This window comes from Streptomyces omiyaensis, assembly GCF_014650895.1.
In the GTDB taxonomy this organism is placed as follows: Bacteria; Actinomycetota; Actinomycetes; order Streptomycetales; family Streptomycetaceae; genus Streptomyces; species Streptomyces omiyaensis.
Genome location: NZ_BMVV01000015.1, coordinates 136559 through 159531 on the forward strand (window position 1 = coordinate 136559; position 22973 = coordinate 159531).

The 22973-nt window shown below is 73.8% G+C and carries 19 protein-coding genes and 1 riboswitch; of the genes, 15 read left to right on the plus strand and 4 right to left on the minus strand.

What is annotated here, in order from left to right; all coding sequences use genetic code 11:
• Positions 1 to 13 precede the first annotated feature (13 nt).
• Together IE287_RS23970 and IE287_RS23975 are read left to right on the plus strand one after the other, a co-directional pair.
• Entirely contained in the window at positions 14 to 1186 is a 1173-nt protein-coding gene (locus IE287_RS23970; protein WP_189851231.1) for a hypothetical protein, read from the plus strand.
• Between the two features lie 72 nt (positions 1187 to 1258).
• Positions 1259 to 1801: a GNAT family N-acetyltransferase gene (locus IE287_RS23975; RefSeq protein WP_189851232.1), complete on the plus strand. Its 543-nt coding sequence runs from the start codon at positions 1259 to 1261 to the stop codon at positions 1799 to 1801.
• A gap of 14 nt (positions 1802 to 1815) precedes the next feature.
• Here IE287_RS23975 and IE287_RS23980 read toward each other — a convergent pair whose 3' ends face one another.
• A complete protein-coding gene (locus IE287_RS23980; RefSeq protein WP_189851233.1) occupies positions 1816 to 4248 on the minus strand; it encodes a YfhO family protein in 2433 nt (810 codons plus the stop codon).
• Between the two features lie 126 nt (positions 4249 to 4374).
• Between IE287_RS23980 and IE287_RS23985 the strand changes: the two genes are divergently transcribed.
• The 4 genes from IE287_RS23985 (at position 4375) to IE287_RS39145 (ending at position 7433) form a co-directional block, all read left to right on the plus strand.
• Positions 4375 to 5370, plus strand: a complete 996-nt coding sequence (locus IE287_RS23985) for a glycosyltransferase family 2 protein (protein WP_189851234.1) — start codon at positions 4375 to 4377, stop codon at positions 5368 to 5370.
• Positions 5371 to 5492: 122 nt separating this feature from the next.
• Entirely contained in the window at positions 5493 to 6185 is a 693-nt protein-coding gene (locus IE287_RS23990) for a SurA N-terminal domain-containing protein (protein ID WP_189851235.1), read from the plus strand.
• A gap of 25 nt (positions 6186 to 6210) precedes the next feature.
• A complete protein-coding gene (locus tag IE287_RS23995; RefSeq protein WP_189851236.1) occupies positions 6211 to 7170 on the plus strand; it encodes a nucleoside triphosphate pyrophosphohydrolase in 960 nt (319 codons plus the stop codon).
• Complete coding sequence (locus IE287_RS39145; protein WP_189851237.1) at positions 7167 to 7433, plus strand: hypothetical protein; 267 nt, start codon at positions 7167 to 7169, stop codon at positions 7431 to 7433. The genes IE287_RS23995 and IE287_RS39145 overlap by 4 nt, the downstream gene beginning before the upstream one ends.
• Here IE287_RS39145 and IE287_RS24005 read toward each other — a convergent pair.
• Positions 7430 to 8647 carry a globin domain-containing protein gene (locus IE287_RS24005; RefSeq protein ID WP_189851238.1) on the minus strand — a complete coding sequence of 406 codons (1218 nt, stop codon included), beginning with the start codon at positions 8645 to 8647 and terminating at the stop codon, positions 7430 to 7432. The two genes, IE287_RS39145 and IE287_RS24005, sit on opposite strands and share 4 nt — an antisense overlap.
• Positions 8648 to 8769: 122 nt before the next feature.
• Between IE287_RS24005 and IE287_RS24010 the strand changes: the two genes are divergently transcribed.
• The 9 genes from IE287_RS24010 to IE287_RS24050 all read left to right on the plus strand — a co-directional run bounded on the left by IE287_RS24010 (position 8770) and on the right by IE287_RS24050 (position 19481).
• Entirely contained in the window at positions 8770 to 10161 is a 1392-nt protein-coding gene (locus tag IE287_RS24010; RefSeq protein WP_189851239.1) for a cytochrome P450 family protein, read from the plus strand.
• A gap of 142 nt (positions 10162 to 10303) precedes the next feature.
• The gene (locus tag IE287_RS24015) at positions 10304 to 11440 is read left to right on the plus strand and encodes a LysM peptidoglycan-binding domain-containing protein (protein ID WP_189851240.1); all 1137 of its coding nucleotides are present in this window, start codon (positions 10304 to 10306) and stop codon (positions 11438 to 11440) included.
• Between the two features lie 264 nt (positions 11441 to 11704).
• A riboswitch (cyclic di-AMP (ydaO/yuaA leader) is annotated at positions 11705 to 11880 on the plus strand.
• Positions 11881 to 11885: 5 nt separating this feature from the next.
• On the plus strand, positions 11886 to 12611 hold the full coding sequence (locus IE287_RS24020; RefSeq protein WP_189851241.1) for a LysM peptidoglycan-binding domain-containing protein: 726 nt from the start codon (positions 11886 to 11888) through the stop codon (positions 12609 to 12611).
• A gap of 289 nt (positions 12612 to 12900) precedes the next feature.
• Positions 12901 to 14187, plus strand: coding sequence for a phosphopyruvate hydratase (gene eno / locus IE287_RS24025; protein ID WP_189851242.1), 1287 nt, complete (start codon positions 12901 to 12903; stop codon positions 14185 to 14187).
• Positions 14188 to 14306: 119 nt separating this feature from the next.
• Positions 14307 to 14777, plus strand: coding sequence for an FtsB family cell division protein (locus IE287_RS24030; protein ID WP_189851243.1), 471 nt, complete (start codon positions 14307 to 14309; stop codon positions 14775 to 14777).
• A 22-nt stretch (positions 14778 to 14799) separates the two neighbouring features.
• Positions 14800 to 15342, plus strand: coding sequence for a DUF501 domain-containing protein (locus tag IE287_RS24035; RefSeq protein ID WP_189851244.1), 543 nt, complete (start codon positions 14800 to 14802; stop codon positions 15340 to 15342).
• The gene (locus IE287_RS24040; protein WP_189851245.1) at positions 15339 to 16253 is read left to right on the plus strand and encodes a Ppx/GppA phosphatase family protein; all 915 of its coding nucleotides are present in this window, start codon (positions 15339 to 15341) and stop codon (positions 16251 to 16253) included. Before IE287_RS24035 ends, IE287_RS24040 begins: the two co-directional genes overlap by 4 nt.
• A 370-nt stretch (positions 16254 to 16623) precedes the next feature.
• A complete protein-coding gene (locus tag IE287_RS24045) occupies positions 16624 to 18015 on the plus strand; it encodes an NAD(P)/FAD-dependent oxidoreductase (protein WP_189851246.1) in 1392 nt (463 codons plus the stop codon).
• Between the two features lie 161 nt (positions 18016 to 18176).
• On the plus strand, positions 18177 to 19481 hold the full coding sequence (locus IE287_RS24050) for an SAM-dependent methyltransferase (RefSeq protein WP_189851247.1): 1305 nt from the start codon (positions 18177 to 18179) through the stop codon (positions 19479 to 19481).
• 69 nt (positions 19482 to 19550) lie between these two features.
• On the opposite strand, the gene IE287_RS24055 is transcribed toward IE287_RS24050, so the two are convergent.
• Both IE287_RS24055 and IE287_RS24060 read right to left on the minus strand, forming a co-directional pair.
• Positions 19551 to 22082: an ABC transporter permease gene (locus IE287_RS24055; RefSeq protein ID WP_189851248.1), complete on the minus strand. Its 2532-nt coding sequence runs from the start codon at positions 22080 to 22082 to the stop codon at positions 19551 to 19553.
• An 81-nt stretch (positions 22083 to 22163) separates the two neighbouring features.
• On the minus strand, positions 22164 to 22934 hold the full coding sequence (locus IE287_RS24060) for an ABC transporter ATP-binding protein (protein WP_189851249.1): 771 nt from the start codon (positions 22932 to 22934) through the stop codon (positions 22164 to 22166).
• Positions 22935 to 22973: the final 39 nt, after the last annotated feature.

The window sequence follows — 22973 nt, forward strand, 5'->3', positions numbered from 1 at the left end:
GGAGACTCGACCCGTGAAACGCACCGCCCCCGAAGTCCTGCGTGCCGCCGCGTTCGGCTGCGCCGCCGTCGCCCTCGTCCTCTGCCTGGCCCGCGACAGGGCCGACGGCCCCCGCCTGGACGTGCTGGCCGCGCTGGTGGCCGGCGCGGCGTGCGCGGGGGCGTGGGCCCTCATGACCCGGGGCGCGCCCGCACCGCCCCCGCCCGGCCCCGCGCCGTGGCGGGGCCTGCCGTCGGTGCTGCCCCGGGACCGGGTGGACTGGTGCGCGGTCACGGGCATGGTCCTCGTGGCGCTCGCCCCCTTCGCGGCGTACCGCCACGCCGCCCTCGGCGAGGTGCACGAGGTGGCCCTGGTCCTCGGGGCCCTGCCCCTGGTCCTCTGGGTCCTGGTCCCCCTCCCCGTGCTGTGGAGCCTGCTCGTCCGGCCGCTGCCCGAGCGCCACCGGCTGCTCGCGCGGGACGCGCGGGAGGGGCGGGTCGTCGCCGTCCGCTTCGAGCTGGAGGCCGGCGAGTGGGTGCGGATCATCGACGAGGAGAACCGGCGGCTGGTCGACCCGGAGCCGGACGTCGCGCAGATGCTGAAGCTCCGCGACGCGCACGGCGCCTACTACGGCGTCCAGCCGCAGGGCCCGGGGCTCTTCGGGCAGAGCCCGGTCGGCCGCTTCGGCCTCTTCGCCGCCACGTTCCGGGGCGGGCCCGTCTGGGTCGTGTGGCCGGACCGGTGGGAGGCGGTCCTCGCGGTCGCCCGCCGCCAGGGCCCGCCGTCGTACCCCGTGGCCGTGGTCTCCGAGACCGGCGAGATGGTCTGGGGGTACTCGGCCATCACCTGGAGCGACCGCTACCTGACCGACCCGGCGAACCGCCTCCCCACCGTCCCCGGCGCGGCGGCCCGCCCCCTCCGGCACCGCCCCTCCTTCCACGCGCCCCTCCACGGGCGCCTGTTCGCGAGCCTGGGCATCGCGCTCGCGGCCCTGACGCCGCTCCTGCTGGACCTGGTCTCCGGCGCGGCGAGCGCGTGGCTGGGCGCGCTGGCCGCCGTCGCCCTGGCCGCCGCCCCGTTCGTCGCCTCCCGGGCCGCCGCCCGCTTCCCCGACCCGGCCCGCTGGCACGTTCCGCCGGTCCAGGACTTCCGCGTCCCGGGGTCGGGAGAGCGGTGGGGCGAGGCCGGCCCGGACGCCACGGCCTGAAAGTGCCGCAACCCTTTCCGGGGAGGCCGGGAACGGTGGCCGGGGCGGGGACCCGGGGATAGGTTGCCCGCCATGACCGCACCCGCATCCGCCCCCTGGCCGCCCGCACCGATACGCACCGGACGGCTCGTGCTCCGCGCCTCCGAGGCCCGTGACCGCGCGGCCTTCGTCGAGCTGTTCTCGTCACCGGAGGTCGGCGCGCACGTCGGCGGCGCCCGGCCGCGCGACGAGCTCGACCGCGCGATGCCCGAGGTGCCCGGCAGCCGCGCCGGCGTCTTCGTCGTCGTCCTCGACGACGCGATGATCGGCCTGGTCACGCTCGACCCGCGCGGTGCGGACCGCCCCGGCCACGTCCTCCCGGAGGGCGGGGAGGCCGAGCTCGGCTACCTGTTCCTGCCGCGGGCGTGGGGCCACGGGTACGCCGCCGAGGCGTGCGCGGCGGCGCTCGGCTGGTTCGCGGGCGCGCGGCCCGGCGAGCCGGTGGTGCTCTCCACGCGGACCGCCAACGAGCGGGCCCTGCGCCTCGCGGAGAAGCTCGGCTTCGTCGAGCGGGAGCGCTTCGAGGAGTACGGCGCCGAGCAGTGGTTCGGCGTGCTGGAGCCGGCCGCCGGGTAGGACCCCCGCCGCCGTCACCCCGCGCCCCGCCGGCCGGGGCGGCGGAGCCGGGTCGCCAGGGTCAGGGCCAGGGCCGACAGGGCCGCGACCGCCAGGCCGGGGACGAGGCCCGGCGGACGGAAGGCGCAGCTCACCGTGGTCGTTCCGGTGACGGGGACGGCCAGCAGGCCCGCGTACGACCGGGGTGCGCGGCCCCGGCAGGTCCAGCCGGGGATCGCGGGCACGGCGACGACCGCCGTGCCGGCGGTGCCGGACGGGAGGCGGGCCGTCAGGCCCGTGGGGGTGGTCTCCACCGTCCCGGCGGCCCGGCCGCGCAGGGCCGTCACCGCCGCGCGGAGGAGGTCGTGGCGCAGACAGCCCAGGAGGGCCGGGCCCTTCCCCGGCGGGAGCACGGGACGGACGCCCGGGGCGGGCTGGAGGCCCAGCGAGGTCATCGCGGCCCGGCGCCGGGGGGCGCCGCCGAGGAGGCGGACCGGGGCGCCCGCGCCGAGCCTGGCCGGGCCGGTGCGGTCGGGGGCCCAGAGGAAGACCTCCGTACCGGCCGGGCAGGCGCCGGACCGGTCCGGGCGGGCGTACACCTCGGCGCCCAGGAGGAGTTCCTGGTTCCGGAAGGGGTCGGCGCCGAGGACGGGCGCGGGTCCCGGCGGCCGGACCGTCACCAGCGGCAGCACCGTCCCCGTACGGACGATCCCGCCGTCCCGCCACCGGGCGCCGACGGCGAACAGGGCGTCGGTCACCGGGTTGTCGAGGCCCTGGAGGTTGCGGCCCCGGGAGGTCCAGCCGCCGCCGAGGGCGGTGAGCAGTCCGGTGAGGACGGCGGGGGTGTGACTGCTGTAGTAGGCGGCGCCCTGGCCGCCCAGGAGGAGCGGGTCGTTGCCCGCGACGCGGGGGAGGCCCGGGTCGGTGCGGTGGGCGGGCCAGCCGTCGGCCGCGGCGAGGGCCGCCCTCCGGCGCTCCTGCTCGGGGCCGTACGGCGGGTAGTCGTCGAGGTGCGCCGCGCGCCGCCGGTCCGCGTGGGCCGTCGTCGCGGCGGCCTGGCCGAGGAGCGTGCCCGTGACGAGCAGCGCGGCGACGGCGGCGTACCGGCGGCGCCGGGGGAGCGCCAGCGCGGCGGCCGTCACGGCGAGGCCGGCGAGGGCGAGGAGGAGCGCGGGGCGGGTGGCGAGGCCGCTCGGGAGGGCGGCGGCCGTGAGGGCGAGGACGACGGCAAAGCCCGCGGCGAGGGGGCGGCGGCCGGGGAGGCCGTGGGCGAGGCCGGCGTACGCGGCGATCACCAGGAGGCCGGCGAGGACGAAGGTCTGGCGGTACGGGCTGCCGTTGGGCGTGGCGAAGAGGTGCCACACCAGGTGGGTCGGGCCCCACTGGAGGGAGACGGCCGTGCCGAGGACGAGTCCGGGCCACACCCACCGCTCCCGCCGCGGCACCTCCCGGCGGAAGGCGAGCGCCGCCGCGAGGAGCAGCACCGGCGTGGCGACGAAGGCGGCCGGGGTGGAGAAGCCGTACGTCCCCGGCAGCAGCCGGGCCAGCACGTCGGCCGTGCCCGCCGGCTCGAAGGCGCGGACGACGCCCGGGTGCGCCTGCCGGGTCGACAGCAGGACGGGGGCGAGGAGGGGGGCGGCGAGCCCCACCCCGAGCAGCACCGTGCCGGCGGCCCGGAGCGGCGCGCGGCGGCGGAAGGGGCCGGCCGTCGCGAGGCGGGCGAGGAGGAAGAGGCCCGCGCCGAGGGTCGCCATCCAGGCCGTGTAGAAGTTCGCCGTCCAGCAGACCGCCACCGTCAGGACGGACAGGACGGGGCGGACGCCCTCGCGGGCCCATTCGGCGGCCAGGCACAGCAGGGGCAGGGCGATCAGGCCGTCCAGCCACATCGGGTTGGAGGCGCCCTCCGCCAGCGACCAGCCGCACAGGGCGTACGCGGCGCCGAGGACCGCGGGCCACCACGGGGCGGGGACGGTGGAGAGGCGGCGCAGCAGGAGCGCGGTCGCGGCCGCGGCCAGCGCCGTCTTCAGGACGGTCAGGGCGTAGACGGCGTACTCGATGTCCGCGCGGGGGGCCAGGGCCACCAGCGGCGCCAGCGGGCTCGACAGGTAGGTGCCGTAGTCGGGGAGGAAGCCCGTGCCCCAGCCGGACCCCCAGTCGAGCGTGATCCCGCCGTCGGCGCGGCCGTGCAGCAGGTCCCACAGGCGCGCGTGGAAGGGGACGAACTGGTTCGCCAGGTCGTTCACCGACCGGTGGCGCGGGCCGAAGGGGAAGGTCCGGGCCGCCGCGTCCCCGGCGCAGACGGCGGCGACGGCGAGCAGGCCGGCCAGGGCGCAGGCGGCGGCCGTGGCGCGGCGCGCCGGCCCCGGGGCCGGCGCGGGGTCCGGTCCGGCCGGGGGTGCGCCGGGCGGGGCGGTGCGTGCGGCTGCGCGCGGGGAGAGGCGCGGGGAGACGCGCGGGACGGTTCGCATGGCGGGTCGAATATCGCAGCGCGGGAGGGGGCGGAGGCGTCCCCCGCGGGGCAGTTCACGCAATGGTCGCCTCGGCGTCACCCCGGTGGGGCGGAAGGGACACCGCCCTGCCTTTGGGTGTCCGGTGTGCTGCTCTCTCTCGTCGTCCCCTGCTTCAACGAGGAAGACGTCCTCGCCCGCTTCCACAGCCATGTGACGAAGGAACTCGACGCCCTGGAGGGCGACTTCGAGATCGTCTACGTGGACGACGGAAGCCGCGACCGGACCCTCCCGATCCTGCGGGACCTCGCCGCCGCCGACCCGGCCCGGGTCCGCTTCGTCTCCTTCAGCCGCAACTTCGGCAAGGAGGCCGCCATGCTGGCCGGGCTCCGCCACGCGGCCGGGGACGCCGTCGTCCTCATGGACGCGGACCTCCAGCACCCGCCCGAGCTGGTGCACCGGATGGTCGCGCTGCACGCCGAGGGGTACGACCAGGTCGTCGCCCGCCGCACCCGCGAGGGCGACCGGGTCACCCGCACCCTCACCGCCCGGCTCTACTACCGGGCGATCAACCGCCTCGTCGACGTCGAACTCGTGGACGGCGTGGGCGACTTCCGGCTGCTGTCCCGGCGCACGGTCGACGCGGTCCTCGGTCTCGGCGAGTACAACCGCTTCTCCAAGGGCCTCTTCTCCTGGGTCGGTTTCCGGACCACGACCTTCGCCTACGAGAACGCGGTGCGCGAGGAGGGCCGGTCCAAGTGGACCTTCGGCAAGCTCCTCAACTACGGCCTCGACGGCCTCCTGTCCTTCAACAACAAGCCGCTGCGGGCCGCGGTCTACCTCGGCCTGCTGCTCGTCTCGCTGGCCCTCGCCTACGCGGGCTGGATCGTCGTCGACGCCCTCGCCCACGGCGTCGACACGCCCGGCTACGTCACCCTCCTCGTCGCCGTCACCGCCCTCGCCGGCGTCCAGATGGTCATGGTCGGCCTGATCGGCGAGTACGTCGGTCGCATCTACTACGAGGTGAAGCGCCGGCCCCACTACCTGGTCGCCGAGACCCACGCGGGCCGGGAGAAGGGCGAGGGCCGGGCCGACACCCGGGCGGCGGGTGCCTCGTTGTGGGAGACGGTCGTCCGGAAGTGACCCCCGTGACGCGGTGACGGGCAAGTTGTCGCCGCGAAGTAGTGGCTACGGCCCCGGCGACTCCCTACCATCGATCACCGCAAGGTCGTCCAACTGACGCACGACCAGCCCGGGAGGCTCCTTTGCACCGCCGCGACCGCCGCCACGACCGCTCCGCACGCCGCCGCACCGCGCTTGCCCTCTCCGCCGCGCTCCTCGCCGCGGCCCCCCTGCTCACCGCGTGCGGCGGCGAGGCCCATCCGGGGGCCGCGGCCGTCGTCGGGGGGGAGCGGATCGACGTCGCCGGCCTCCAGGCGGAGGTGAAGGCGGCCCGCGACGCGCAGTCCCGGTCCCCGCAGTCCGCCCAGCTGATCGCCGCCACCGGCGACCTCGGCCGGCAGAAGCTCAACGGCATGATCTTCGACCGGATCCTCGGCGAGGTCGCCGCCGACCTGGGCGTCACCGCCAGCCGCGCCGAACTCCAGCAGACCCGGGCGGCGTTCGTCCGGGAGAACGGCGGCGAGGAGGGTCTGCGGGCCGTCCTGCTCCAGCAGCAGGGCGTCGCCCCGAGCCAGGTCGACGACGTCGTCCGCCGCAACGTCCTCATGACGAAGATCATCGAGAAGCTGGGGATCACCGAGACCCCCGAGGGCCAGAAGAAGCTCCAGGACCTCTTCGCCGAGGCCTCCGCCGCCCTCGACATCGACGTGAACCCCCGCTACGGCGCCTGGGACGACGCCAGGGTCCAGCTCGACACCGGCGCCGACACCACCCCCTGGCTGCTGAAGGTCACCCAGGACGGGGCGGCCGCCGGGGCGGAGCAGCTGCCGGGCTGATCCGGGCCCGGGGTAGGTTCGAGGGGTGACTCCAGAGAACCCCGGCCGCGCCGTCCTGCTCACCGCCAGCCACCGGGTGGCGCCCGGACTGCTGTCCTGGCCCGCCTGGCAGGCGCTGCGCGGCGCCGACCGGGTCCTCTGCCCCGACGAGCACCACCCCCAGCTGCCGTACCTGCGGGAGGCGGGCGTCGCCGTCGAGCACGTCCGCCCCACCGCGGAGGAGCTGGTCGCCGCCTGCGCCGGCGGCCGGACCGTCGTCGTGCTGCCCTCGGGGGAGGGCGACCGGTCCCTCACCGACGGGCTCGCCCGGCTCGCCGGCTCCGGCCGGGCCGCCATGCCCGACCTGGAGCTGCTGCCCGGCTCGTACGACCTGCCGGGCGCGCGGCTGCTCGACCTCGTCCAGGTCATGGACGTCATCCGGCGCGCGTGCCCCTGGTCCTCGCGCCAGACCCACCGGGGGCTCGCCAAGTACGCCATCGAGGAGGCGTACGAGCTGGTCGAGGCGATCGAGGCGGGCGACCGGCGGGAGCTGCGGGAGGAGCTCGGCGACGTCCTCCTCCAGGTCGTCTTCCACGCGCGGATCGCGGAGGAGGACGCCGAGGAGCCGTTCTCCGTCGACGACGTGGCGGGCACCCTCGTCGAGAAGCTGATTCAGCGCCACCCGCACATCTTCGGCGACGAGACCGCCGAGACCCCCGAGGACGTCCGCGCCCACTGGCTGCGCGCCAAGGCGGTCGAGAAGGGCCGGGAGTCGGTGACGGACGGGGTGCCGGTCGGGCAGCCGGGTCTCGCGCTCGCGGCCAAGCTGGCGAGCCGCGTCCGCACGGCCGGTCTCGGCGTGCCGCTTCCGCAGGGCGCGGGCGTCGGCTACGAACTGCTGGCCCTGGCGGTCCGCGCGGAGGCCGGGGGCGTCGACCCGGAGGCGGCGCTGCGGGCGGCGGCGCGGGCGTACCGGGACGCGATCCGGGCGGCGGAGGGGCTGTGAGCCGGGTCCGGCGCGCGGGGCGGTGGCTGTTCGGCGACGGGTCGGACAAGCCGGGACACACGGTCCTGATGATGTCGGCCTTCGTGGTGTGGTCGTCGGGCGACGACACACCGGTCTGGGTGCGGTGCGCCCTGCTGCTGGCGGCGGGCGCGTGCGCCGTGGAACTGGTCCGTCCCGCCCTCGCGCGGTGGAGGGCGCGCAGCTCCGGACGGCGGGCGGCCCGGGCGCCGCGGGGCCGGCGGGATCCGGAGGGGACGGTCTAGGACCGGTCCTCGTGCGGGATGCGGGCCGCCGGGTCGTGCCAGTGGACCGCCGGGGGCTCCAGGAGCCATTCGGCGCGGGTCGCGGGACGCGTGGCGAAGCGCCCGGCCGGCGGGAGGACGTCGTGGTGGGTGCGGGCCGGGTCGGCGCCCAGCTCGGCCAGGACCTCGGAGACCTCGGTGAGGAAGCCGGGCGGGCCGGCCAGGTGGACGTCGTGGTCGGCCCAGCGGCCGCAGGCCCGCAGCGCGGTGAGGAGGCGTTCGGTCGCCTGCCGGCGGGGGTGGCGGGGGGCCGAGGTGATGAGGGTGACGCTCAGGCCGGGGAGCCGGGCGGCCAGTTGGTCCAGGTCCTCGCGCCCGTACAGGTACTCGCGGGAGCGTGCCACGACGAAGATCCGGCCCTCGGCCGCCGGGTCGTGCGCGGCCGCCTCCTCCAGGAGCGCCCGCACGGGCGCCCAGCCCGTGCCGGCGCATATGTAGGTGCGGAGCGCGCCGGGGGGCGTGCGGGAGACGGCGGTGCCGCCGGCGGCGCTCAGCCGCAGCGTCTCGCCCGGGCGGACCCCGTCCACCAGGGCGGTGCTCATCGCCCCGCCCCGGATCCGGCTGACGTGCAGGTCGAGCGTGCCGTCCTCGCGGGGCGCGTTGCCGAGGGAGTAGGTGCGCCACACGCGGGGGACCCGGAGCGTGCTGACGCCGGCGTACTGGCCGGGGAGGTAGGGGTACGGCCGCCGGGGGCGGAGGGTCAGGACGGCCAGGTCGTCGCCGTGCCGCCGGTGGCCGACGACGTCCGTGTCCCACCAGGCGGGCTCCCCGGCCGCCACGGCCTCCTGCGCGCCCCGCAGCATCAGCTCGGCGACCAGCCCGTACGCCTCCGACCACGCCTTCTCCGCCTCGACCGTCCACATCGCCCCGGCGGTGTGGGCGAAGGCGGCGAGGAGGCTCTCGCCGACGGCCGCGTAGAGGGCGGGGGTGGCGAGGAACTTGCGGTGGTCGCGGCCGAGGCGGCCCAGATAGGCGGGGAGGCCGGGATCGTCGAGGCCGGTCACCACGTGGGTGAGTGCGGCGAAGAGGCGGTCGCGCTGCGGGACCATGTCCTCGGGGAAGAGCTCGCGCACCCCCGGGTTGCGCCAGAAGAGGTGCGAGTAGAAGTACGTGACGGCGTGTTCGGCGCGTCTCTCGACGACCGCGAACGTGCTTCTGAGCAAGGGGAGGTCCACGCGGGAAATGTAGGGCACGGGCCGTCACGACGTGATCACCGGGCGGTGATCACGTCAGGTCGGCCGGAGGGGTGCGGAGAGCCTGACGGTACGGTCGGGGAGTGAGTGAAGGACCCGCCCCGATGCCCGGTACGCCCGGTACGCCCGCCGGACCCGGCACGCCGGGCGCCCCCGCCGCCCCCCGCCCCCCCGCCGCGGGCCCCGCCCCCGCCGCCTGCCCGGTCTCCGGCGGCGCCGGGGACGGCGGCGCCGCTCCCGGACCCGGCGGCGGGCCGGTGCCGGAGCTGTTCAGCTGGGAGTTCGCGAGCGATCCGTACCCGGCGTACGCCTGGCTGCGGGAGCACGCGCCGGTGCACCGGACGACGCTGCCCAGCGGGGTCGACGCGTGGCTGGTGACCCGGTACGCGGACGCCCGGCAGGCCCTCGCCGACCAGCGGCTCTCCAAGAACCCGGTCCACCATGCCGAACCGGGCAAGACCGGCATTCCCGGCGAGCGCAGCGCCGGTCTGATGACCCACCTCCTCAACATCGACCCGCCGGACCACACCCGGCTGCGGCGGCTGGTGTCGAAGGCCTTCACGCCGCGCCGGGTCGCCGCCTTCGCGCCGCGCGTGCAGGAGCTGACGGACCGGCTGATCGACGACTTCGCCGCGCGGGGGAGCGCCGACCTCATCCACGAGTTCGCCTTCCCGCTGCCCATCTACGCCATCTGCGACATGCTCGGCGTGCCCGCCGAGGACCAGGACGACTTCCGGGACTGGGCCGGGATGATGATCCGGCACGGCGGGGGCCCGCGCGGCGGGGTGGCGCGGTCGGTGAAGAAGATCCGCGGATACCTGGCGGAGCTCATCCACCGCAAGCGGGAGCGCCTGGGCGAGGACGGGTCGGACGACCTCATCTCCGGGCTGATCCGCGCCTCCGACCACGGCGACCACCTCACCGAGGCCGAGGCCGTCGCGATGTGCTTCGTGCTGCTCTTCGCCGGCTTCGAGACCACCATCAACCTCATCGGCAACGGCGCCTACGCCCTGCTGCGCAACCCGGGGCAGCGGGCCCTCCTCCAGTCCTCGCTGGCCGCCGGGGAGCGGGGGCTCCTGGAGACCGGGGTCGAGGAGCTGCTGCGGTACGACGGGCCGGTCGAGCTGGCCACCTGGCGGTACGCGACCACCGGCCTGACCCTCGGCGGGCGGGCGATCCCGGCCGGGGACCCGGTCCTCGTCGTCCTGGCGGCGGCCGACCGCGACCCGGACCGCTTCGGCGCGCCGGACACCCTCGACCTCGCCCGCGGGGACAACCAGCACCTCGGGTACGGGCACGGCATCCACTACTGCCTGGGTGCGCCGCTCGCCCGGCTGGAGGGGCAGACCGCGCTCGCCACCCTGCTGACCCGCCTGCCGGACCTGCGACTTGGCGTGGATCCGGACGAACTGCGGTGGCGCGGCGGGCTCATCATGAGGGGGTTGCGCACGCTTCCGGTGGAGTTCACCCCATCCGCACCCCCGCAGGTCACGTGACGACGTGTCAGAAATGTGATCTTCACGTGATCGGGAAGCCATCGACTTGTGACGGACGTTCGAATGCGGCTACCTTCGCGCCAGCGTTCGGCCGGAACCCGGCCGTCCCCACCGTCCCTGCCGTCACGCGAAAGGCCCCGACATGCTTTCCGGAAACGGACGACACCGTCGACCCCGTCAGGCTCCCGCGCTCGTCGTCACCGCGGGAGTGACCGGATCCGCCATGGCGCTGCCGCTGCTCGCCACCGGCTCCGCCTCCGCCGCCGACGCGGCCACCTGGGACCGGGTCGCCGCCTGCGAGTCCGCCGGCCAGTGGAGCGCCAACTTCGGCAACGGCATGTACGGCGGCCTCCAGATGACGCAGGAGGCGTGGGAGCGGTACGGCGGACTCGCGTACGCCCCCAGCCCCGACCTCGCCAGCCGCGCCCAGCAGATCACCGTCGCCGACAAGGCGCTCGCCTCCGGCAGCACGGACTGGGCGACCTGCGCCCCCATCGCCGGCCTGAAGAACGACGGCAGGGCGACCGGCGTCCAGCCGGGTCCCGCCGTCCAGCAGGAGGACGAGGGCGGCGTGGCCCCCGAGTCGAACTGGACCGGCGGCGCCTCCGCCTCCGGAGCCGCCCCCTCCTCCGCCCCCACGGCGGCGCCGGCCCCCGCGGTGGGCGAGAAGGCGGAGAAGGCCGCGGAGCGGCAGGAGGCCGTCACCGCCCCGGCGACGCCCACCGCGCCCGCCGGTTCCGGCGCGCCCTCGGTCCCGGCGCCCTCCGGCACGGTCACGCCGCCGCCCGCGGGCGTCACCCCGGAGACCCCCGTGGGCACCACGCCGGGCGTCCCGGACGCCTCCACGGGCACGCCGGTCGCCCCGGAGGCCCCGGACACCCCCGTGGCGCCCCCGGAGGGCTCGGAGTCCCCCCTGGCGCCCACCACCCCGGTGACCCCCGGCGCGGACGGGACCGACGCGTCGCCGGCCGCGCCCGGGACGGGCAAGCACCGGGGCGAGGCCGCCCCGGAGGAAACCGGCGTAACGGACACTGCATCCGATTCCGGTCGTCATGCCGCAGCAGAGGACAAGGTCACCTCAACCCCCGTCAACGCGGACGCAAGTGACGCGTACACGGTGCAGCCGGGTGACAGCCTGTCGGAGATTGCGCAGGAGAACGATCTCCCCGGCGGCTGGGACGCCCTCTACGACGCCAACCGCCGGACGGTCGGCGTCGACCCGGATCTCATCCTCCCTGGTCAGAGCCTTGAGTTGACGACCCCTCCGTCGGAGAAGTGAGGGCGTTTCAGGGGATTATGTCCAGTTTTGGGAAAGTGAGACATGGGTCTCTTCGCCCCAACTGGCGTGTCACGTCCGCAAACTTTGCTTCCGTCAGGCCTCACCTGGGCAAACGAGGTCTGACGGAGTGCAAGTAAGGGCGATTTGTCCGACGTGAGCCTCTTTGAACTTCGAGCACGTGTGTGTCTACGGTCGTCACCGCTCGCCACCGCGGGCCCCGTCGACCGAAACGCCGAGTCCTGCCGTCGGCCGCCGGGAACCGTCGTCGCGAAAGCGCCGCAGGCAGGAGTGGGGGACCCAAGGTTTGCGCCGGTCCCGGCCGTCGAGAACGACGGCCGACGACCGGCTAGGGGTGAAGCCGCGCGCAAGGACGCGCGGCCGGGCGAACTCTTCCGGCCCGAACCCGACAGCTCACCTCACAGGCGTCGGTAGAAGAGGAAACTCCATGCTGTTCTCCGGCACGGGCAAGCGTCGTCGTCCCTCCAAGGCCACTCGCGTCGTCGCCCTCGTCGGCGTCACCGGTGCGGCCGTCGCCGCCCCGCTGATGGCCGCCGGCACCGCCTCGGCCGCCACCGCCTCCGAGTGGGACCGCGTCGCCCAGTGCGAGTCCGGCGGCAACTGGTCCATCAACACGGGCAACGGCTACTACGGCGGCCTCCAGTTCTCCGCCTCCACCTGGGCCGCGTACGGCGGCACCGCCTACGCCTCCACGGCCAACCAGGCCAGCAAGTCGCAGCAGATCGCCATCGCCGAGAAGGTCCTCGCGGGCCAGGGCAAGGGCGCCTGGCCGAGCTGTGGCGTGGGCCTCTCCTCCGCCTCCTACGACGGCGGCTCCGCCGAGGCCGCGCCGCAGCAGCAGAGCGCCCCGAAGCAGAGCGCCCCGGAGCGCACCGCCGAGCAGCCCGCCAACCGCAGCGAGCAGCGCCAGGCCCCGAAGCGCACCACCGAGGCCGCGCCGCAGGCCGCCGCCAAGAAGACCGTCACCACCCCGACCGGCAAGAAGGTCAAGAAGGGCGACGGCGAGTACAAGGTCACGGCCGGCGACACCCTCAGCAAGATCGCCCAGGCGCAGGGCGTCGACGGCGGCTGGGCCGAGCTCTTCGAGCTCAACAAGGACGTCGTCGAGAACGCCGACCTGATCTACCCGGGCCAGCAGCTCCACCTGAAGTGACCCCCGCGGTCCCGGTGAGTCCGGCGGCTCACCGGTACCCGACGACCCTCCCGCGGTGACCACCCCGGTCCCGAGCCCCCTTCCCCCGTGGCTCCGGACCGGGGTCCTGCCGTTACCGTCCAGTAGATTCCAGGTCTTTCGTCCTTCCATGGGTGCTCTTGGGCCCTTTTTCGTCCCAGGGGACGGGCGGTCGGCTGGCCGGAGCGCCCGAGCCGGTTAGGCTCTTGTCGCAAGGCGTACGAGACCTTGCGACCCATGCGTCACACCTAGCGTCACATCCCAGAAGGAGATGCTCGTGCCGTCCATCGACGTCGTCGTAGCCCGGGAAATCCTGGACTCCCGAGGCAACCCCACGGTCGAGGTCGAGGTCGGCCTCGACGACGGCAGCACCGGCCGTGCTGCCGTGCCGTCCGGTGCCTCCACCGGTGCGTTCGAGGCCCTGGAGCTTCGCGACGGCGACCAGAACCGCTACCTCGGCAAGGGTGTCGAGAAGGCCGTCCTCGCCGTCATCGAGCAGATCGGCCCGGAGCTCGTCGGCTACGACGCCACCGAGCAGCGCCTGATCGACCAGGCCATGTTCGACCTGGACGCCACCCCGGACAAGTCGTCGCTCGGCGCCAACGCCATCCTCGGCGTCTCCCTCGCCGTCGCGCACGCCGCCTCCGAGGCCAGCGACCTCCCCCTCTTCCGCTACCTCGGCGGCCCGAACGCGCACCTGCTGCCCGTTCCGATGATGAACATCCTCAACGGTGGGTCGCACGCCGACTCCAACGTCGACATCCAGGAGTTCATGATCGCCCCGATCGGCGCGGAGTCCTTCTCCGAGGCCCTGCGCTGGGGCACCGAGGTCTACCACACCCTCAAGTCCGTCCTGAAGACCAAGGGCCTCTCCACCGGCCTCGGCGACGAGGGCGGCTTCGCCCCGAACCTCGGCTCCAACCGTGAGGCGCTCGACCTCATCCTGGAGGCCATCAAGCAGGCCGGCTACGTGCCCGGCAAGGACGTCGCCCTCGCCCTGGACGTCGCCGCCTCCGAGTTCTACAAGGACGGCACGTACCTCTTCGAGGGCAAGGAGCGCTCCGCCGCCGAGATGACGGAGTACTACGAGGAGCTCGTCGCGGCCTACCCGCTCGTCTCCATCGAGGACCCGCTCTTCGAGGACGACTGGGCCGGCTGGAACGTCATCACCGAGCGCCTGGGCGACAAGGTCCAGCTCGTCGGCGACGACCTCTTCGTCACCAACCCGGAGCGCCTGGCCCGCGGCATCGAGGAGAAGTCCGCGAACGCCCTGCTCGTCAAGGTCAACCAGATCGGCTCGCTCACCGAGACCCTGGACGCCGTCGAGCTCGCCCAGCGCAACGGCTTCAAGTGCATGATGTCCCACCGCTCCGGCGAGACCGAGGACGTCACCATCGCCGACCTCGCCGTCGCCACCAACTGCGGCCAGATCAAGACCGGCGCCCCGGCCCGCTCCGAGCGCGTCGCCAAGTACAACCAGCTGCTGCGCATCGAGGAGATCCTCGACGACGCCGCCGTCTACGCCGGCCGCAGCGCCTTCCCGCGCTTCAAGGGCTGATCGCCGGGGCTGTGACATCCGCCCCGGCACCGTAGTTCCGTCCGTCCCCGCACCCGGTCCCGTACCGTGTGCGGGGACGCACGTTTGAGGGACACCGGAGACAGGGGAGGCGACACGAGATGCCCGTGAAGGACCGGGACCGGTTCTCCACCGCGACCCGGATCAGGCTGCTCGGAGAGCAGACCGCGGCTCGTGTCTACCGCTCCCAGACCCGGCGCCAGGCCCGGCGCTCCCGGCTCACCGGCCGCGCCGCCTTCCTCGCCCTCGTGGTCTGCTCCCTCGTCGTCGCCCTCGCCTACCCGATAAGGAGCTACGTCTCCCAGCAGGGCGAGATCGCCGACCAGGAGCGCAAGGCCGCCGAGGCCGCCCGGCGGGTCGAGGAGCTGCGGGACGAGAAGGCCCGCCTCCAGGACCCCGCCTACGTGCGCCGCCTCGCCCGCGAGCACCTCCACTACGTGCTCCCCGGCGAGACCGGCTTCACCGTGAACGACCCCGGGGCGGCCGACCGCCCCCGCGCCGACCAGGGCGCGGCGGACCGCCCCTGGTACGACAACCTCTGGGACGGCGTGGACAACGCCGACCGCCGCTGACCGACCCGACTCAGGATCCACGATGGAAACGCCCCCTCCGCAGACCGAACGCACCGAGCCCACCGAGGCGGACGTCGCCGCCTTCGAAGCCCAGCTCGGCCGGCCGCCGCGCGGCCTGCGCGCCATCGCGCACCGCTGCCCCTGCGGCAACCCGGACGTCGTCGAGACCGCGCCCCGGCTGCCCGACGGCACCCCCTTCCCGACCACGTACTACCTCACCTGCCCCCGGGCGGCCTCGGCCATCGGCACCCTGGAGGCCAACGGGGTCATGAAGGAGATGCAGGCCCGGCTCGCCACCGACCCGGAGCTCGCCGACGCCTACCGCGCCGCGCACGAGGACTACCTCGCCCGCCGCGACGCCATCGAGGTCCTGGAGGGCTTCCCCAGCGCCGGCGGCATGCCCGACCGCGTGAAGTGCCTGCACGTCCTCGTCGGCCACTCGCTGGTCGCCGGCCCCGGCGTCAACCCCTTCGGCGACGAGGCCCTCGCGATGCTCCCCGAGTGGTGGGCCAAGGGCCCGTGCGTCACCCCGTGCGCGACCGGGGAAGAGGGGGAGGGCGAGTGACCAGGGTCGCCGGGATCGACTGCGGCACGAACTCCATCCGCCTCCTCGTCGCCGACGTGCACCCGGAGACGGGCGAGCTGATCGAGCTGGACCGGCGGATGACGATCGTCCGGCTCGGCCAGGACGTCGACCGGACCGGCCGGCTCGCCCCCGAGGCGCTGGAGCGGACCTTCGCCGCCTGCCGCGCCTACGCGGCCGTCATCGAGGAGCTCGGCGCGGAGCGGATCCGCTTCGTCGCCACCTCCGCCTCCCGCGACGCCGAGAACCGGCAGGACTTCGTGGACGGGGTCGTGGCGATCCTCGGCGTCGAGCCCGAGGTCATCACCGGCGACCAGGAGGCGGAGTTCTCCTTCACCGGCGCCACCGGCGAGCTGCGCGGCGACGACCGCCGGCTGGTCGTGGACATCGGCGGCGGCTCCACCGAGTTCGTCGTCGGCAACCGGCACGTCGAGGCCGCCCGCTCCGTCGACATCGGCTGCGTCCGGCTCACCGAGCGGCACGTCCGCCACGACCCGGTCACCGCCGAGGAGGCCGAGGCGATCCGCGCCGACGTCCGCGCCGCCCTCGACCTCGCCGCCGCGACCGTCCCGATCGGCACGGCCGAGACCCTCGTCGGCCTCGCCGGCTCCGTCACCACCGTGGCCGCCATCGCCCTCGGGCTGCCGGAGTACGACTCCACGAAGATCCACCACGCGCGGATCCCCGCCGCCCGGGTCGCCGAGGTCACCCGCCTGCTGCTCTCCTCCACCCACGCCGAGCGGGCCGCGATCCCCGTGATCCACCCCGGCCGGGTGGACGTCATCGTGGCCGGCGCGCTCGTCCTCCAGGAGATCGTCGAGCGGGTCGGAGCCGCCGAGGTCGTGGTCAGCGAGCACGACATCCTCGATGGGATCGCCCTATCCGTGGCATAGCGGGCAGCTATCGAGGCCTCCGGCGACACCCCGCCGGAACAGCTTCGTGAAGTTCTTCACAAGGAAAAGGGCCCTGATGGCGCCGGAGGGAGGTCTTTGGGCCTTCCGAGGGGCTCCTCGGGGCCCTTTCGCAGGCGCGGAGGCCACTTCGCTCGAGGTTTCCATCGTGTGAACGCACCCGCTGCTTGGGCGTTAACGGGGGCTCTCCGGTCCAGTTCAGTAGGGGTGAACAACGTTCACCACTGCATTCCGGTTCCTTTGCACGACCATGACGTGGATCACGTGGGCGGCGGAGTGTAGCAGAGCGCCCCGGGGAGCTTGTGAAGGGGCGCACGAGGTGGCCCCCCCGACTGGGTGGATACTCGATGCCATGAGCACCACGGAGCGTCCCAGGATCCTCATCGTAGGCGGCGGGTACGTTGGCCTGTACGCCGCGCGGCGCATCCTCAAGAAGATGCGTTACGCCGAGGCGACCGTCACGGTCGTCGACCCCCGGTCGTACATGACCTATCAGCCCTTCCTCCCCGAAGCCGCCGCCGGCAGCATCTCGCCGCGCCACGTCGTCGTCCCGCTGCGGCGCGTCGTGCGTGGAGCCGAGGTGCTCACCGGCCGGGTCACCACCATCGACCAGGACCGCAAGGTCGCCACGATCGCGCCGCTCGTCGGCGAGGCGTACGAGCTGCCCTTCGACTACCTGGTCATCTCGATGGGTGCCGTCTCCCGCACCTTCCCGATCCCCGGCCTCGCCGAGCAGGGCATCGGCATGAAGGGCATCGAGGAGGCCATCGGCCTGCGCAACCACGTCCTCGAGCAGCTGGACAAGGCCGACTCGACCACCGACGAGGAGGTCCGCCGCAAGGCCCTGACCTTCGTCTTCGTCGGCGGTGGCTTCGCCGGTGCCGAGACCATCGGCGAGGTCGAGGACATGGCCCGCGACGCCGCGAAGTACTACCAGAACGTCTCGCGCGAGGACATGCGCTTCGTCCTGGTCGACGCCGCGGACAAGATCCTTCCCGAGGTCGGCCCCAAGCTCGGCCAGTACGGCAAGGAGCACCTGGAGAGCCGCGGGATCGAGATCTACCTGGAGACCTCCATGGACTCCTGCGTGGACGGCCACGTCGTGCTCAAGAACGGCCTCGAGGTCGACTCCAGCACCATCGTGTGGACCGCCGGCGTCAAGCCGAACCCGGCCCTCGCCCGTTTCGGTCTGCCGCTCGGCCCCCGCGGCCACGTGGACTGCAACGAGAAGCTCCAGGTCAACGGCATGGACCACGTCTGGGCCGCGGGCGACAACGCCCAGGTCCCGGACCTGGCCGCGATCAAGGCCGGCGTCCCGGCCGAGCGCGCCTGGTGCCCGCCGAACGCCCAGCACGCCCTGCGCCAGGCCAAGATCCTCGGCGACAACGTCGTGTCGGGCATGCGCGGCTTCCCGCAGAAGGAGTACAGCCACGCCAACAAGGGCGCCGTGGCCGGACTCGGTCTGCACAAGGGCGTCGCCATGATCGTCATGGGCAAGTTCAAGATCAAGCTCAAGGGCCGTCTCGCCTGGTACATGCACCGTGGCTACCACGGCATGGCGATGCCGACCTTCAACCGCAAGATCCGCGTCTTCGCCGACTGGACCCTCGGCATGTTCCTCAAGCGCGAGGTCGTCTCGCTCGGCGCCATGGAGACGCCGCGCGAGGAGTTCTACGAGGCCGCCAAGCCCGCCCCGGCCCCCGCCGCGGCCGCCCCGGCCCCGGAGAAGGCCAAGGCGTCGTAACACCCCGCTGTACCGAAGGGCCGTCCGTCATCCGTGGTGCGGGCGGCCCTTCGGCGTGTTTCCGGTCCTTTCCCGCGTCGCGGCGGGATGGGAAAGCCCTACCGACGGTGTTCCCCTGGTGACGGAGGAATCTGGGGCAAGGACCACGGAGGTGTTTCACCATGGCCGACGCCGCGAGGCGGCTCGCGACTCTCGCCGAGGAACTGCTGGGCACTCCCCTGCCGCTGCGCCTGCGCGCCTGGGACGGCAGCGAGGCGGGCCCGGCGGGCGACGGACCCGTGCTGGTGATCCGGGACCGCAGGGCACTGCGCCGGGTGATCTGGAAGCCCGGCGAACTGGGCCTGGCCCGCGCCTGGGTGGCCGGCGAGATCGACGTGGAGGGGGACCTCTACGAGGCCCTGGACCTGCTCTCCGGGCTGCTCTGGGAGCGCGACGGGGAGAAGGGCGGACCGCTCACCGCCCTGCGCGACCCGCGGGCGCGGGCGGCCGCCGGGGAGCTGCTGCGGCTGGCCGGGCCGCTGCCGCCGCCGAAGCCGCCGGCCGAGGAGGCCAGGGGCCGGGGCGGCGGCCGGCACAGCAGGCGCAGCGACAAGCGGGCGATCAGCCACCACTACGACGTGGGCAACGACTTCTACGCGCTGGTGCTCGGCCCGTCGATGGTCTACTCGTGCGCCTACTGGGACTCCGAGGGCGCCGCCGGCACCCTGGAGGAGGCCCAGCGCGCCAAGCTGGACCTCGTCGCCCGCAAACTGGCCCTGAAGGAGGGCGACCGGCTCCTCGACGTGGGGTGCGGCTGGGGCTCGATGGCGATCCACGCGGCCCGCGCGTACGGCGCCCGGGTCGTCGGCATCACGCTCTCGCGCGAGCAGGCCGCCTTCGCCCGCAAGCGGATCGCGGAGGAGGGGCTCACCGACCGGATCGAGATCCGGGTCCAGGACTACCGCGACGTGCCCGACGGACCGTTCGACGCGATCTCCTCCATCGGCATGGCGGAGCACGTGGGGGCGGAGAGGTACCGGGAGTACGCCGGCCTCCTGTACGGCCTCCTGAAGCCCGGCGGACGGCTCCTGAACCACCAGATCTCGCGCCGTCCGGAGCCCGACGAGGAGGCGTACCGGATCGACCCCTTCATCGACGCGTACGTCTTCCCCGACGGCGAACTGGCCCCGATGGGACGGACCCTGACGACCCTGGAGGACGCCGGCTTCGAGGTCCGCGACGTGGAGGCGATCCGCGAGCACTACGCGCTGACGCTGCGCCGGTGGGTGGCGAACCTGGAGGGGGAGTGGGACCGCGCGACCCGCCTCGTCTCCCCGGGCCGGGCCCGGATCTGGCGGCTCTACATGGCGGCCTCCGCGGTCTCCTTCGAGCGCAACCGGATCGGCGTCAACCAGTTCCTTGCGGTGCGGACGCCGGCCTCGGGGACGAGCGGGCTGCCGCTGCGCACCCGGGAGTGGACCGAGTAGGGACGAGAGGACAGGACGGGAGGGCCGGTGCCCCGTGGGAGCACCGGCCCTCCCGTCGTACCGCCGGGGCTACTCGGCCTTGATGGCGGCGAGCATGTTCAGCCGGGCGGCGCTGCGGGCCGGCCAGAGCGAGGCCAGGACGCCGACCAGGGCGGCCAGGCCGAGGAAGATCCCGACGCGGTCCCACGGGACGACCAGGGCGTACCCCGGCAGGCTGGACTCGAAGGTCTTGCCGATGGCCCAGGCGAGGAAGGTGCCGAGGCCGACGCCGACGATCGCGCCGAAGACCGAGATCACGACGGCCTCCAGGCGGACCATCCGCTTCACGCGGCGCCGGTCGAGACCGATCGCCCGGATCATGCCGATCTCCTGCTGGCGCTCGAAGACGGACATCGCGAGGGTGTTGACGACGCCGAGGACGGCGATGATCAGGGCCATCGCGAGCAGGCCGTACATGATGTTCAGCATCAGGTTGATCTGGCCGCCGAAGGTGTCCCGGATGTCCTTCTCGTCCATGACGGAGATGGCCGGGTTGTCGCCGAGGGCCTTGATCAGGGCCTGCTCGTGGGCGTCGCCGGGTCCGCCCTCGGTGGAGACGAAGATCTGCGGGATGTACTTCTGCGGGTCGTGCGCGTCGAGGAGCTCGGTGTCGACGAGGACGGGGGAGAGGAACTCGCTGTCCTTGTAGACGGCGGTGACGGTCAGCTCGCCCTTCTTCTTGTCGAGGTACTCGACGGGGACGCGGGAGCCGACCTTGAGCCCGCGCTTCTCCGCGGTCTTCTCCGCGACGGCCATCTGCCCGTCGGCGAGCCCGGCCAGCGAGCCGTTCACGACGTCGACCTTGAGGACCTGCTCGATGTCGCCGGGGGTGACGCCGGAGACGGAGGTGTACGTCCCCTTGATGTCGAAGGCGCCGGCCTGCTGCGGGGAGACGGCGGTGACGCCGGGAGCCTTCTCCAGGGCGGTCAGGGCCTCGGCCGACAGGCCGTCGCCGCTGGCCATGGAGACCATGTAGTCGGCCTTGATGCCGTCGACGGTCATCTTGTCGAGGGCCTGGCCGGCGCTGACGCCGATCACGGTGAGGCCGGTGACCAGGGTGAGGCCGATGGCGAGCGCGGAGGCGGTGGCGCCGGTGCGGCGCGGGTTGCGGACCGCGTTGAGGCCGGCGAGCTTGCCGGAGATCCCGAAGGCCTTCACGAAGAAGGGGCGGATCAGGGCGATCACGGGCCGGGAGAGGAACGGGATCAGGACGATGATGCCGATGAGGGTGGCGAAGGCGCCGCCCGCGATGACCATGCGGCCGTCGTCGCCGCCCTGGTTCGCGCCGAGCACGATCAGCACGGCGCCGATCGCGGTGATGGCGGCGCCGATCGCGTTCCGCACGACGAGCGACTTGGTGTTCGGGGTGGCGTGGACGCTGTTCATCGCGGCGACCGGCGGGATCTTCGCCGCACGGCGGCCGGGCAGCCAGGCGGCCAGCATGGTGATGACCACGCCGACGCCGAAGGCGGAGAGCACCGGGGCGGCGCCCAGGACCAGGTCGCCGTCCGGGACCTTCATGTCGAAGGCGGCCATGCCGGAGCGCAGGGCCACGGCGAGTCCGATGCCGAGGACGTAGCCGACGGCGGAGGCGACCAGGCCGACGATGCCGGCCTCGGCCAGGACGGAGCGGGTGATCTGCTTGCGCGAGGCGCCGACCGCGCGCATCAGGGCCAGTTCCTTGGTGCGCTGGGCGACCAGCATGGTGAAGGTGTTGGAGATCAGGAAGACGCCGACGAAGAGCGCGATGCCGGCGAAGCCGAGCAGCATCTGGTTGAGGGCGCCGAGGCCGGACTCGATCTGGCGGGCCTGCTCGTCGGCCAGGGCCTGGCCGGTCTGGGCGGTGGCGGCCTTCGGGACGACCTTCAGGATCTCGTCGCGGAGCTTGTCGTCGTCGGCGCCGGCGGCGGCCGAGACGTTCAGGTCGGAGTAGTAGCCGGGCTTCAGGTAGAGCTTCTGGGCCACGGAGGCGTCGAAGACGACGAGGCTGCCGCCGGCGTTGACGGCGCCGTCCTCGGTGGTGAAGACGCCGGAGAGGGTGTACTCCTTCACCGGGCCGTTGGTGGCGACGCGGACCGGCTCGCCGACCCGGTAGCCGCCCTTGTCGGCGGTCTCCTTGTCGAGGGCGATCTGGCCGGGGGCGGTGGGACCCGCGCCGGTGGTGAACGCGAGGGCGGGGTCCTTGCCGTCGGGGCCGGGGGCGAAGTTGGTGCCCTTGTTGGACCAGCCGCTGCCGATCAGCTTGCCCTTCGCGTCCGGCACGCCGGCGAAGCCGTCGACGCGCGGCTGGACGCCGGTGACGCCGTCGAGCTTCGCGACCCTGTCGACGGTGGCCTGGGAGAGGCCGGGGTTCTTGGCGGCCTCCTCCGGGCTCGGCCGCAGGCTGACGGCGACGGCCACGTCGTCGTAGCTCTTCGCGGACTGGTTGCGGAAGGCCTGGGAGAGGGTGTCGGTGAAGACGAGGGTGCCGGAGACGAAGGCGACGCCGAGCATCACGGCGAGCACGGTCATCAGCAGCCGCGCCTTGTGCGCGAGGACGTTGCGCAGGGCGGTACGGAACATGGGTGAGGTCCTGGAGGAAGGCGGGACGGAAGTCGGGTGCGGGGCCGGAGCGTGCGGGGCGCCCGCGGGGGCGCCCGTGCGTCAGCTCGTACGGCCCTTGGCGTCGAAGGCCTTCATGCGGTCGAGCACGCCGTCGGCGGAGGGGCGCAGCATCTCGTCGACGATCCGGCCGTCGGCCAGGAAGATCACGCGGTCGGCGTAGGAGGCGGCGGCGGGGTCGTGGGTGACCATGACGACGGTCTGGCCGAGCTCGCGGACCGAGTTCCGGAGGAAGCCGAGGACCTCGGCGCCGGAGCGCGAGTCCAGGTTTCCGGTGGGCTCGTCGCCGAAGATGATCTCGGGCTGGGAGGCGAGGGCGCGGGCGACGGCGACGCGCTGCTGCTGGCCGCCGGAGAGCTCGGTGGGGCGGTGCTTGAGGCGGCCGGAGAGGCCGAGCATGTCGATGACCTTCTGGACCCACGCCTGGTCGGGCTTGCGGCCGGCGATGTCCATGGGGAGCGTGATGTTCTCCAGGGCGGTCAGGGTCGGCAGCAGGTTGAAGGCCTGGAAGATGAAGCCGATCTTGTCCCGGCGGAGCTGGGTGAGCTGCTTGTCCTTGAGGGTGGACAGCTCCGTCTCGCCGATCCGGACCGAGCCGGAGGAGAAGGAGTCGAGGCCGGCGACGCAGTGCATGAGCGTCGACTTGCCGGAGCCGGAGGGGCCCATGATCGCGGTGAACTCTCCCTGGCGGAAGTCCACGCTGACCCGGTCCAGCGCGATCACCTGGGTCTCGCCCTGTCCGTAGACCTTCGAGAGCTCCGTGGCGCGGGCGGCCACCGCGGTGGTGCGGGGCACGGTGGGGGTGGTGGTCACGAGGGGACTCCTGTCACGACGTCGATCGGAAACCCGGTG

What these genes read in the sequence shown, in the direction of transcription:
- IE287_RS24030 (WP_189851243.1), top strand. Translation starts at nt 14,307, where the DNA reads ATGCCCGTGAAGGACCGGGACCGGTTCTCCACCGCGACCCGGATCAGG.
- eno (WP_189851242.1), top strand. Translation starts at nt 12,901, where the DNA reads ATGCTCGTGCCGTCCATCGACGTCGTCGTAGCCCGGGAAATCCTGGAC.
- IE287_RS24055 (WP_189851248.1), bottom strand. Translation starts at nt 22,082, where the DNA reads ATGTTCCGTACCGCCCTGCGCAACGTCCTCGCGCACAAGGCGCGGCTG.
- IE287_RS24035 (WP_189851244.1), top strand. Translation starts at nt 14,800, where the DNA reads ATGGAAACGCCCCCTCCGCAGACCGAACGCACCGAGCCCACCGAGGCG.
- IE287_RS24020 (WP_189851241.1), top strand. Translation starts at nt 11,886, where the DNA reads ATGCTGTTCTCCGGCACGGGCAAGCGTCGTCGTCCCTCCAAGGCCACT.
- IE287_RS24015 (WP_189851240.1), top strand. Translation starts at nt 10,304, where the DNA reads ATGCTTTCCGGAAACGGACGACACCGTCGACCCCGTCAGGCTCCCGCG.
- IE287_RS24045 (WP_189851246.1), top strand. Translation starts at nt 16,624, where the DNA reads ATGAGCACCACGGAGCGTCCCAGGATCCTCATCGTAGGCGGCGGGTAC.
- IE287_RS23980 (WP_189851233.1), bottom strand. Translation starts at nt 4,248, where the DNA reads ATGCGAACCGTCCCGCGCGTCTCCCCGCGCCTCTCCCCGCGCGCAGCC.
- IE287_RS23975 (WP_189851232.1), top strand. Translation starts at nt 1,259, where the DNA reads ATGACCGCACCCGCATCCGCCCCCTGGCCGCCCGCACCGATACGCACC.
- IE287_RS24050 (WP_189851247.1), top strand. Translation starts at nt 18,177, where the DNA reads ATGGCCGACGCCGCGAGGCGGCTCGCGACTCTCGCCGAGGAACTGCTG.
- IE287_RS24010 (WP_189851239.1), top strand. Translation starts at nt 8,770, where the DNA reads ATGCCCGGTACGCCCGGTACGCCCGCCGGACCCGGCACGCCGGGCGCC.